This window comes from Pseudomonas sp. IT-P171, from assembly GCF_949767765.1.
Classification (GTDB): Bacteria; Pseudomonadota; Gammaproteobacteria; order Pseudomonadales; family Pseudomonadaceae; genus Aquipseudomonas; species Aquipseudomonas fluorescens_B.
In genome coordinates, this window is record NZ_CATKQN010000012.1 from 35,271 (window position 1) to 46,594 (window position 11,324).

9 protein-coding genes and 2 pseudogenes are annotated in these 11,324 nt (G+C 56.5%); 4 read left to right on the plus strand and 7 right to left on the minus strand.

Annotated elements, in window-relative coordinates:
- Window positions 1–4 precede the first annotated feature (4 nt).
- The 3 genes from ACM6I5_RS12700 to ACM6I5_RS12710 form a co-directional block, all read right to left on the minus strand.
- Window positions 5–394 (minus strand): c-type cytochrome, encoded by a 390-nt coding sequence (locus tag ACM6I5_RS12700; RefSeq protein WP_017338091.1) that lies wholly within the window; start codon window positions 392–394, stop codon window positions 5–7.
- Between the two features lie 230 nt (window positions 395–624).
- Window positions 625–1,335, minus strand: coding sequence for an AAA family ATPase (locus ACM6I5_RS12705; RefSeq protein ID WP_414883986.1), 711 nt, complete (start codon window positions 1,333–1,335; stop codon window positions 625–627).
- On the minus strand, window positions 1,335–2,078 hold the full coding sequence (locus ACM6I5_RS12710; RefSeq protein WP_031318746.1) for a hypothetical protein: 744 nt from the start codon (window positions 2,076–2,078) through the stop codon (window positions 1,335–1,337). Before ACM6I5_RS12710 ends, ACM6I5_RS12705 begins: the two co-directional genes overlap by 1 nt.
- 1,254 nt (window positions 2,079–3,332) lie before the next feature.
- On the opposite strand from ACM6I5_RS12710, the gene ACM6I5_RS12715 reads away from it, so the two are divergent.
- The 3 genes and pseudogenes from ACM6I5_RS12715 to ACM6I5_RS12725 form a co-directional block, all read left to right on the plus strand.
- Complete coding sequence (locus ACM6I5_RS12715) at window positions 3,333–4,655, plus strand: hypothetical protein (RefSeq protein WP_414883987.1); 1,323 nt, start codon at window positions 3,333–3,335, stop codon at window positions 4,653–4,655.
- Between the two features lie 272 nt (window positions 4,656–4,927).
- Window positions 4,928–5,977, plus strand: a pseudogene (locus ACM6I5_RS12720) (HAMP domain-containing protein); the annotation flags it as partial.
- A gap of 261 nt (window positions 5,978–6,238) precedes the next feature.
- Window positions 6,239–6,835 (plus strand): annotated as a pseudogene (locus ACM6I5_RS12725) (methyl-accepting chemotaxis protein); the annotation flags it as partial.
- 83 nt (window positions 6,836–6,918) lie between these two features.
- Here the strand turns inward: ACM6I5_RS12725 and hpaC are convergent.
- The gene (hpaC, locus tag ACM6I5_RS12730; protein ID WP_414878938.1) at window positions 6,919–7,431 is read right to left on the minus strand and encodes a 4-hydroxyphenylacetate 3-monooxygenase, reductase component; all 513 of its coding nucleotides are present in this window, start codon (window positions 7,429–7,431) and stop codon (window positions 6,919–6,921) included.
- A gap of 261 nt (window positions 7,432–7,692) precedes the next feature.
- Here hpaC and ACM6I5_RS12735 point away from each other — a divergent pair, with 261 nt between their 5' ends.
- Window positions 7,693–8,322 carry a response regulator transcription factor gene (locus ACM6I5_RS12735; protein ID WP_414883988.1) on the plus strand — a complete coding sequence of 210 codons (630 nt, stop codon included), beginning with the start codon at window positions 7,693–7,695 and terminating at the stop codon, window positions 8,320–8,322.
- 35 nt (window positions 8,323–8,357) lie between these two features.
- On the opposite strand, the gene feaR is transcribed toward ACM6I5_RS12735, so the two are convergent.
- The 3 genes from feaR to ACM6I5_RS12750 form a co-directional block, all read right to left on the minus strand.
- Window positions 8,358–9,278, minus strand: a complete 921-nt coding sequence (gene feaR, locus ACM6I5_RS12740) for a transcriptional regulator FeaR (protein ID WP_017338084.1) — start codon at window positions 9,276–9,278, stop codon at window positions 8,358–8,360.
- A gap of 153 nt (window positions 9,279–9,431) precedes the next feature.
- A complete protein-coding gene (locus ACM6I5_RS12745; RefSeq protein ID WP_414883989.1) occupies window positions 9,432–10,379 on the minus strand; it encodes a PDR/VanB family oxidoreductase in 948 nt (315 codons plus the stop codon).
- Between the two features lie 199 nt (window positions 10,380–10,578).
- A complete protein-coding gene (locus ACM6I5_RS12750) occupies window positions 10,579–11,319 on the minus strand; it encodes an SDR family NAD(P)-dependent oxidoreductase (RefSeq protein ID WP_017338082.1) in 741 nt (246 codons plus the stop codon).
- Between the last annotated feature and the right edge of the window lie 5 nt (window positions 11,320–11,324).

Here is an 11,324-nt window from a genome sequence, read left to right on the forward strand (position 1 = left end):
CTGATTACTGTTGTTCTTTGAGGAAGCACACGACCGCCTGGCGATCGTCCGCCGATGCCAGGCCCATGTAAGGCATGTAGGTCCCCGGCACGAATGCCTGGGGTTGGGTGATGAGTTGCGCGATGTTCTCGGCCTGCCAGTCGATGTCCTTGTTGCGCATGGCCTGGGAATAGTTGAAGCCTTCCAGCGAGCCGGACTTGCGCCCGACCACACCCGCCAGGTTCGGTCCCATCATGCCTGTCATGCCCTTGGCCACTGAGTGGCAGACCGCACACTCATTGGCGAAGACCTGGGCGCCATGGCCCTGATCCGGGGCGCAGTCGGCGGCATACGTGGTGTCAGCCAGGACGATAGAGAGCAGACCGATAAGAGGTAGTCGCAGGGAGGTAAACATAGGAAAACGACCTTGAAAAATCTGCGCATTCGCCAAATACGAACGCCAACACTAAAAACCGGGACAGGAACATCCCGGTTGGTTGAAAAGATTGTCTATGGTCGGCGTCACGCAGGTATTGCCCTGCGTGCCAGATGTTTTGGCTGTTCTGCCAAATCGCTTTAAAGTCTCGCTGGAATGCTGGAATGCTGGAATGCTGGAATGCTGGAAAGGGATAAATCGGCTGATCTTTAGACGGATTCAGCTGCTGCGTGGATAAAGGCTTGGTCCAACGAAGTTGCGTTATAACGACTCATGAAATCCTCACCTGAACAGAATGGTTTAAATTGTTTCTGACTGATCATGTAAAAACTGTCACAGTGACTCGCAACCTCTTCGATATTATGCGACGACATTAAAATCGCCGCCCCTTCACTTGCAGCCCCACGTAGACACTTCCAAATATAATGCCTGAACTCCGGATCCACGCCAGCGGTTGGCTCATCCAATACAACAAGATCCGCTTCCACGGCCAACAGTGAAAGAGTAAAGAACCACCGTTTCTCACCGTAACTACATACAGCAGATTTTTTATTCCAAATCTCTTTAAAACGCTCCACTATTTCGGGACTCCAAGAAGCTAGCTTTCCTAGCGCTTGCTCTTGCGACACAGGCCTGGCAGAACTGAGTAACGCTGTCATCTTGAAAATATCAAACATCCGCAGCACAGGTGGAGTAACTACTGTTTGCGAAAGATAAAGTTGACTGGAGAAGCCATTATTAAATTCACTCTTATCTACCTTCTTCAGACCACAAACAATATCAAAAAAAGTGGTTTTCCCAGATCCATTTGGACCCAGCAAGCCGGTAATCACCCCCGGCAAAACATTCATAGAAGCATCCTTGAATATCACTTTATCAGAATAACTAAAACACAGTAATTTCGCTTCCAGAGCGTTCATTAATAACGACTCCATACTGGATTAATCCTCAAACAATGCAGCGAGAGCAAAAAAGCCAACACAAATGCCACCAACAGACAACACACAAACATCAAGTGACACTCAACCCCTTCAGTCATAATTTTGTTAGCGATAAATAGTGGATTTACAACATTAAGAGCTTCAACAATCGGGTGTGTACTACGAATACTAACCACACCCAAAACAAGCATTACAAACGAAGCAATCGAAAAGACAGTACCAGCATTCTGGAAATTTATAGGCAATAAACTCAATAGAATTCCGAGCACGCTAAACAGCACGTAGCACAAGAAAAAACGAAAAACAATTGACAAAAGTCCAGGAACATCAGAAGAACCGATAGAAAAATAAACCAACGCATAAAAGACACTACAATAAATGATAGCGATCAAGGAATAAGATAAAAATTGCGCCAGCATAAAAACTAGTTTTGCTTCAAATGTATATATGAAAGACCTGATAAAACCACTTTCCCTCCTCCCAACTATGTAAAAAGAAAAACCAAACAGAGCTACACTCGAAGAAATATACGCATAAAACCAGGAAGTACGTTCCCAGTAACCCACCCCTGAATCAACAACACCTCCTCGCAAATAGGCCAGCAAATAATATGTCGTTGCTGGAGAAACAATCATCCAAAAAAGCGCAACAGGCTCCTTCAATTGTTCTTTTACAAATAAAAGCATCAACATTACAGATCTTTTTATTATAGAAGATGACATCTTTAATCTCCTAAGGAAATGGAACCATTACTCTTTTTCGACCAGCCAATATCGAATCGAAAAACCTGCGGGAATATCTATTTTTGATATTTATATTCTTTGAGTTGTTCATATGAAGAAAAAAATCTGGAGAAAAAAATTTGCAGAAATGATACTGGGAGTTTTCCATGCTGATAGTTTCAGTGTAAAGATAACCGTCGATTTCTTGAGCGCTCAGCACAGTCAAAAGCCCGTCCAAACTAAAATAAAATGTTGGCTTCCTTGGGGCGCGACCACTGATATTTATCGACGTTATCTCTTGAAACGTCTCATACTTATTACAACCAATAAAATATCGTAAATACGAGTCTTCAACCTCCTCAACATCACCCTCCGTAGCAGCGAACAAATCCAAGAACCTATATGTTTGCCAAAGCTCATATATTGATTTCTCTAATGCCGACGCTAATGACCCTGCGTATGCCATTCCAGCACAATAATGCACATTCCGGCTTTCATCAGCCTGACCGTAAACTGTTAACAAACATGAGCCCGGATAGTCGCAATCCGATATATCTAACACAGCCAACTCCCTGACTTAACAAGATTTTCATTATTTTTCACTCGCTATTTTAGGAAGTGCCTCCAGATGCTGGCGGCGCTTTATATTTATTCATTTTTTGGCCAGGCAGCAAGGAGAGATTTTTTTGCATGTAGGACACTTCTCACGAGCCCCTAGGAAAGTTCTCGCAAAAAATAGAGAAGCCAATTCGATTCAACTAATGTTTAAGTTCAAACGAATTTATAACACCACTTTATAAGCTATTAAAAACCCTCGATTTACCCATCATAGATATTGGCGAAAACGGAGTAATGTTCGACTCGGGTATCTGTAGGAGCGTCGTAAGAAGATTCCGCATCTTTCAAAACATCTGCTGATTACTCGAGTTTTTTTCAAAAAAAAAGCGACAAACGGTAGCGATAACCAGAGTAGTTATTATTGATAGCCGGGTGGTTGTGATGCGTGGTTCGCCGCGCAATTTTGGGCTCGCCACTTAAGTCGGAGGTCATGGCTCACGCTCTGTGTGGATACCTTTGGCAACTCCACTCGAGGGTGTAAACAAACGTGAAACAGCCTGTCAGGTGCCCCCTTCCTAAAATCTGGCATGCACAACCAACTAATTGGCAACCACACAAAAGGCCGGAAAAGTTCCGCGCCTTAGTATCGAAAAAGACCGCAAACCTGCGCTCAAGAACAAGAACGGATGCCACACCATGCTCAAGTCCCCCTTGCTTCGTCTCTCTACGCTTGCTCTGATGATCAGTGCTGGCCATGCCAGCGCGTATGAACTCTACGCCGATGACGACAGTCACCTGAACGCCACGCTGGAAGCGGTATTCGGTATTTTCCACAGTCAGGAAAACTACGCGCTGTCCGGCCGTCTCGATCAGGGTTCTTCTTCGTGGCGCGAAGGCTACGTCAAATATGGCCTGAGCTTCGACAAGGGCCTGGCCGGTGTGGGCACCGCGTACGGCGCGGCCAATATGCTCAGCTCCGGCACCTGGGGCGACGGCGATGCCGCGGGTTTCACCGACGGTTCGGAACGCACCACCAAATTCGAAGACGCCTACCTCGGTTGGCGTTCGGGCAAGCTGTTCGACGTGTTGGGTGAGGATGGCGTCGACCTGTCCTTCGGCCGTCAGAACATCGTGGTCGGTGATGGCTTCCTGATTAATGGTGACGCGCTCAACCTGGGCAACGGCCTGGCCGACGGCGAATTCAACCGCGGAGGCGCTTACTGGCTGGCGGCGCGCAAGGCGTTCGACGAGACGGCCGTGTTGCGCATTGGAGGCAAGGAAGGTTGGCGTGGCGACCTGATGTGGCTGAAATCGGACAACCGTGCCCAAGCCATGACCGAGATGTATGTCGGCACCCTGGAACACGTGTCCGATGTCGGCACCGTCGGTTTGACTTACATCGACACCACCGATATCGACGAACAGTACGCCTCGCCGATTCAACTCGAACGCGACGGCATGAAAACCTACAGCCTGCGCGCTACCGGCAATGCCGGGGTCAAGGACCTGTTCCTTTCCGGCGAATACGCCAAACAGGACAAGCCTCACACCTCGACCGAAGACGCCTGGTACCTGGAAGCCGGCTGGACCTTTTCCGACGTGGTCTGGTCGCCGTATGTCAGCTACCGCTACAGCCGTTTCTCGGAAGGCTACGACACGCTGTTCTACGGTTTCAGCCGTGGTTTCGGCACCTGGTTCCAGGGCGAAGTGGCGGGCAACTACGCCGGTCCGTTCAACGCCAACTCGCGGATCCAGAACGTCAAGTTCTCTGTCTCGCCACTGGAGAACCTGACGGTTGGCGCCCTGTACTTCAACTTCGACACCATCGACCGCAACCTCGGCAATACCGATGGCCACGAGGTTGATCTGTACGCCGAGTGGCACGTCAACGAGCACCTGAGCGTGATGCCGCTGATCGGTCTGTTCCAGCCGGACAAGAGCGCCGATCAGGGCGGCACGCAGTTGGGCAACAACGACAGGAACCTCTACAGCCAGGTGATTTTCGCCACCACTTTCTAAGCCAGACCGGGGCGGTGGCGCATCCGCTGCCCCGATGGAAAAAGGCCTTTCCAATGCACAAGAAATTCCTGACGATTCAGAGCAAGATCGCCCTCCTCGCCGGCCTCTGCCTGTTGTTGGTGGTGGGTTTGCTGATGGGTTTGTCTCTGTACCAGACCCATCAAAGCAGCCAGCAAGTGGCCCGGGCCAGCAGCGAAATGCTCGCCAATGCCGCCAGGGAACACATGCAGGCACTGGGCAAAGTGCAGGCGATGCAAGTGCAACGCACCTTCATGCAGACTCACGAATATGGCCAAGGGTTGTCGCGCTATCTGCTTTACCTCAGGCAGCTGCAACACCAGGGCAACCTGACCCGCCCACAACTGCGCCAGGCGCTGAGCACCCAGTTGCATCAGGCCCTGATCGACAAGCCCGACCTGCTCGGGCTTTATGTTATTTTCGAACCCGATGCCCTGGACGGTGCCGACGCCAGCTTTGTCGATCAGGCCGTCATGGGCAGCAACGAAACCGGGCGCTTTTCCCTGTACTGGGTGCAAAGCAAACCCGGCGAACTGCAAGCGGTGATCGGTGACGAAGCGCTGCTCGCCAACACCTCGCCCGGTCCCAGCGGCGCGCCGTACAACGCCTTCTACACCTGCGCCCGCGACAGCCGCAAAGCCTGCGTACTGGAGCCGTATTTCGACGAGGCGTCCGGCAGCCGCAAACTGGTGACCAGCATTGCGTTTCCGCTGATCGACAATGGCAAAGTCATCGCCGTGGTCGGCCTCGACATCAACCTCGCCGCCCTGCAACAGAACAGCGAAGCCAGTGCGCTCCAACTGTTCGATGGTAACGGGCAGATCAGCATCGTCAGCCCCCGTGGCGTGATCTCCGCCAACAGCCAGGACGTCAGTCGCCTCGGCCAGCCGCTGGAGAATGCCGAGGTCATGGACACCTTGCGTCAGGGCCAGCCGAAGGTGTTCGTCGACCGGCAACAGATCAACGTCCTCGAACCGCTGGCGCCAATTGCCGGTGCAGTGCCTTGGGGCGTCCTGGTCGGCGTGCCTCAGGATGTGCTGCTTGCGCCTGTCACCACGCTGCAAAAGGCACTGGACGCGCAAGGCGTGCAAAGCACGGCGCTGGAGTTGTTGCTGGGCGGCGGTTCGGCCCTGCTCGGGCTGGTGTTGATCTGGTACGCGGCCTATCGCATCACCCGGCCACTGCAATTACTGACGCGGGTCATGGAGGACATTTCCTTGGGCGAAGGCGATCTGACCCGACGGCTGGCGGTGCAATCACGGGATGAAATCGGCCAACTGGCAACCGCGTTCAACCGGTTTGTCGAGCGCATTCATCACTCGATCCGCGAAGTGTCTTCAGCGGCGACCGGCGTCAATGAAGGTGCCAAACGCGTGCTGCTGGCAACCCATTCATCGATGAGCAACTTCGACGAACAATCGATCCGAACCAACAGCGTGGCGGCGGCCATCAACGAACTGGGCGCCGCCGCCCAGGAAATTGCGACCAACGCCTCCGACGCCTCACAGCAAGCCTCCGCCGCGCGCCAACAAGCCGAAGACGGGCGTCAGGTGGTCGAGCGCACGATTCAGGTGATGAACGAACTGTCCGGAAAAATCAGTGCGTCGTGCGTCAACATCGAAGTGCTGAACAGTAAAACTGTGAACATCGGGCAGATCCTCGAAGTGATCAAGGGCATCTCTCAGCAGACCAACCTGCTGGCGCTCAACGCAGCGATCGAAGCGGCGCGGGCCGGTGAAGCAGGCCGTGGCTTTGCGGTGGTTGCCGATGAAGTGCGCAGCCTGGCCGGGCGCACGCAGACCTCGGCAGCGGAGATTCAACAGATGATCGAAGCGCTGCAAATCGGTGCGCGTGAATCGGTGACGACCATGACCGAGAGCCAGCAACACAGCGAGGAAAGCGTCAACATCGCCAACCTCGCCGGCAAGCGGCTGGGCAGCGTGACCCAGCGTATTGGCGAGATCGACAATGTGAACCAGTCGGTCGCTGCGGCGACTGAGGAACAGACGTCGGTGGTCGAGGCGTTGAACGTGGACATCACCGAGATCAACACACTGAACCAACAAGGGGTAGAGAACCTGCAATCGACGTTGCAGGCCTGTACCGAACTGGAGCGGGAGGTTGGGCGGTTGAATCAGTTGGTGGGGAGTTTTCGGATCTGAAATGAGCGTTGCCTGATCTTCCGCCATCGCGGGCAAGCCCTGTGGGAGCCTGGCTTGCCCGCGATGAACGATAACGCGGTCTCTCAGCAATGCGCTCCGGCATGCTCCAGCCGATGGAACAGCCGGTTGAAATACACCAGGCTATCCCCCTCTCCACGCACCCCGACCTTCGACAACTCCACAAACATCACCGAATGCGACCCCACCTCCTTGCACTCGCTGATGCGCCCTTCCAGCTGCACCAGCGCATCCCGCAGCACCGGCACGCCCGTGTCGCCGCCGTCCCACAGATCCCAGGCGAAACGCTCTTCCATCGACACCTTGGTCATCCCGGCGAAGTGCCGGGCCAGCTCTTCCTGTTCGCCGCACAGCACGTTCACGCACAGCCGGCCGTTGGTGCGAAACACATCGTGGGTGGCGCTGTTGCGGTTGACGCACACCAGTACGGTCGGCGGCGAGTCCGTCACCGAGCACACGGCGCTGGCGGTGATGCCGCAGCGCCCTCCGGGGCCGTTGGTGGTGATGATGTTCACCGCCGCCGGCAACTGCGCCATGGCGTTGCGAAAGTCGATTTGCTGCTGGCTCAGGTCGGCCATGTCGATGCCCCTTCCTTCTTGAGGACCGCGCGTTCGCGGCCCGTAGGTGATGGAACAAGACTAAAGCCCGGCGCGGCGCGCAACCATTCTGACGAATCCCATGGCGAGGTGGGCTTTCCGCTAGTCGACTAGGTGGTTTCTTTATCGTCAGGGCCTGCCGCAATGGGTATTCTGCTGATGGGCGTCAACACAGGCGCCGATGTCCGCCGCAGCGTGCACGCGTGCGAAAACAATAATTAGAAATTCTCGTGGCAGTCCCTGATGGAAACCCGCAAACCGATTGTTTATATCGTTGATGACGACAAGGATTTGCGCACGTCGCTGGCCTGGTTGCTGGAGTCGGTCAGCGTGCAGGCGCAGTGCTTTGCCGGCGCTGAAGAGTTCCTGAGTCAGTACGACCCCAGGCAACCGGCGTGCCTGGTGCTGGATGTGCGCATGCCGGAAACCAGTGGCTTTCAGCTGCAGGAAATCCTCAACCAGCGCGGCAGCACCCTGCCGACCATCTTCGTCTCCGCGCATGGCGACATTCCGATGTCGGTGACGGCGATGAAGAACGGTGCGCTGGATTTCGTTGAGAAGCCCTACAACCCGCAGCAAATGATTGACCGCATTCAGGCGGCGCTGAAGGCAGCCGTGCATGCCCAGGCCGATCAGGAGCAACGCCAGCACCTGCAAAGCAAACTGGCCTTGCTGACCAGTCGTGAGCGAGAAGTGTTGATGCTGGTGATCGATGGCAAGGCGAGCAAGGTCATCGCCCGGGAGCTGAACATCAGCGTGAAAACCGTTGATGTGCACCGGACCAAGATCAAGGAAAAAATGGGCGTGACCAGCATTGCCATGCTGGTGCGTGAAGTGCTGCATTTGCCAGCGGAAGAGCCGGCGCGGCATTGAGGCGCTTCGGGGACTGTCAGAGCGCCATCACGCAATCAGTTCTGGCTATAACGCTTGCGGTACACCCCCGGCGACACGCCAAAACGCGACTTGAACGCTGACGAGAAGTAACTGGAATCAGAGAATCCCCAGGCATAACACAGCGCCGAAAGCTTCTGTTCAACGTTGGAGCGGCGCAGGTTCTCTGCGCAGAAATCCAGGCGCCGGTGCTTGATGTATTGCGCCACCACCAGGCCGCGCTTGGAGAACATCCGGTACAACCCCCGCACTGAAATCCCCACCTCCCGGGCGATCAGCTCGGGGCATAGCTCTTCGGCGCTGATGTGTTCGTCGATGTAGGCGATGATCTTGCGAAACTGCCGCTCGTGGGCATCGCCGCCGCTGTCGCGGGTGCTGATCCCCGGCAACAGCAGGCTGACCAGGGCATCGAGCACCGCTTCGCTCTCTTGCATGTCCAGGCCTTCCTGCTGCCGGGTGTCCATGACCAGTTTGTTGGCCATCGCTGCCAGTGGCGTGCTGGCCGCGATTCGGGTGGCGCAGTTGACCGCATTGAAATGCGAACCGCGCTCGACCACCTGACGCGGCAGGATCAGCGACAGCTGTCGGGAGTCCTCGTTATAGGTCATGTCACTTGGGCGGCAGGCATCGATCAGGGCGATGTCGCCCGCCCCCAGTCGAGCGCGATTTTCACCCTGCTCCAGCTGTGAACTGCCGCGCATCTGGAACACCGCGTAATAGTGGCCGTCGCGGCTGACGCTGACGTCTTTGCTGGTGCGATACAGGTGCACGTGCGCCATGTCGACCACACTGAGGTTGATGGCACCGCTGCGGTATTCCGCGAGCTCACCGTAGAAATCCGTATCCAGGGCCCTGGCATCGAAACGCCCACAGGCCTGGTTGACCTGGCTCAACCAGTTTTCGAACGCCTCATTGCGAACCGCCGAAGAAGTCATCATCACTGCAAAGCCTCACGCCTGTTTTATTGTTATTTTTCGACCGCTTCGTCGAGCGGTTCGGCAAATATTACGTACCTGGCAGTCTCCTCCGTTGACGGCCGCCAGAGCGCTATTCAACAGGCTCCGGCGCTGGCTTGCCAGCCTTCCCTTGCGTTAGATGTCCAATACCAGACGAGCGGAAACGGCCCGGGAAACGCAGGCGCAAATCTGCTTGTTGGACGCCTTCTCCTTGTTCGAGAGACAGTTGTCACGGTGTTCCGGTACGCCGTCCAGTACCTCGACGATGCACGTGCCGCAGATGCCTTCGCGGCATTCGGTGTCGATGTCGCAACCATGGGCCTGCAACACATCGATCAGACTGGCGTTGGCCGGGACCTGGAGCACCACGCCGGAACTGGCGAGCTCCACTTCGAATCCGCCGCTCGGACCGGCATTGGCCGACGGGTCGGCCTGGAAGTGTTCGAGGTGGATAGCGTCGTCAGACCGACTGCGCGCCGCGACGTCCACCACTGTGTTCATGAACGGCGCAGGGCCGCAGGTGTAGACATGTGCGGCACTGCCCGCCTGGTTCAGGCATTCACTCAACGCGGCATCCATATCACCCGGCTCGAGTCCGTAGTGGAACTGCACATGCCCGGCGAACGTGCTCGCCAACAGCTCGGCAAACGCCGCGTACTGCGGCGAACGAGCAAAATAATGCAAGCGCCACGGCTGGCCCGTTTCCGCCAGCCGATAGGCCATGCTCAGCAGCGGCGTGACGCCGATACCGGCTGCGCACAACACGTGCTCGGTGGCCGTCGGGTCGAGGCGGAACAGGTTGCGCGGCGCGCCCATTTCCAGCTCCATGCCCTCTTCCACCTCGTGCAGCGCCGCCGAGCCGCCCCGGGACTGCGCTTCTTTCTTCACCGCGACCAGATACGCACGACGGTCCTGGGGCGGACTGCACAGCGAATACTGGCGAGTGACCCCGGTCGGCCCGGTCAGGTCGACATGGGCACCGGGTTCATAGGCGTCGAGCGGCTGACCGTCACTGCGCACGAGGCGAAAGGAGCGGATATCCAGCGCTTCGTCGACGATCCTTTCGATCTTCACCTTCATCATTGCGTCACCTGAAATACGGTTGTTTTTATTAAGGAGCCTTCAAGTCGAACACGGACCTGTGGTCTGGGAGCCTCTGTGGCGAGGGAGCTTGCTCCCGCTGGGCTGCGAAGTGGCCCCGAATCTCGCAGTTTTTGCGACTGCTGCGCAGTCGAGCGGGAGCAAGCTCCCTCGCCACAACGGGCCGCGTCGCACCGAAAAATCAGCGCATGAACAACCCGCCGTTAATGTCCCAACACGCGCCGGTTACCGAGGCCGCATGATCGGCGATCAGCAGCAGGACCGTGTCGGCGATGAACCCGGGATCGCCGAGGGTGCCCGTCGGGATCATTTTCAGGATCTGTTCCAGACGCTCCGGCGCCACCGTTTCACGCACCACCGGCAAGTCCAGCGGCCCCGGCGAGAGACTGTTGACCGTCACCCCTTGCGGCGCCAGTTCACGGGCGAAGACTTTGGTCAGCGTCGCCACCCCCCCCTTGGCCGCCGCGTAATGTGCGCCCGTGGCGGTGCCGCCGTTTTGCCCGGCAAGCGAGGCGATGTTGACGATGCGGCCGAACCCGCGCTCGGCAAAGTGCGCGCCGAACACCTGGCACGCGACAAACGTGCCGCGCAGGTTGATCGCCAGCGACTCATCGAACTCTTCCGGCGTGATGTCCATCAGTGCCGCCACTTTCGACACACCGGCGTTGTTCACCAGAATGTCGGTGCCGCCCCACCGCTCGGCGAGCACGTCGCGGGCACGGACAAAATCGGCTTTATTGCGCACGTCCAGTTCGATGGCGACGGCACTCGCGCCGCTGCCATCCAGCTGCGCCGCCAGACGTTGCACGCCGTCGAGGCGCACATCCGCCAGACCCACGCGATACCCCGCCGCGTGCAAACGACGGGCGATGCATTCGCCAAGACCGCGCGACGCGCCGGTGACCAAGGCTACTCGGTTCATGGTGT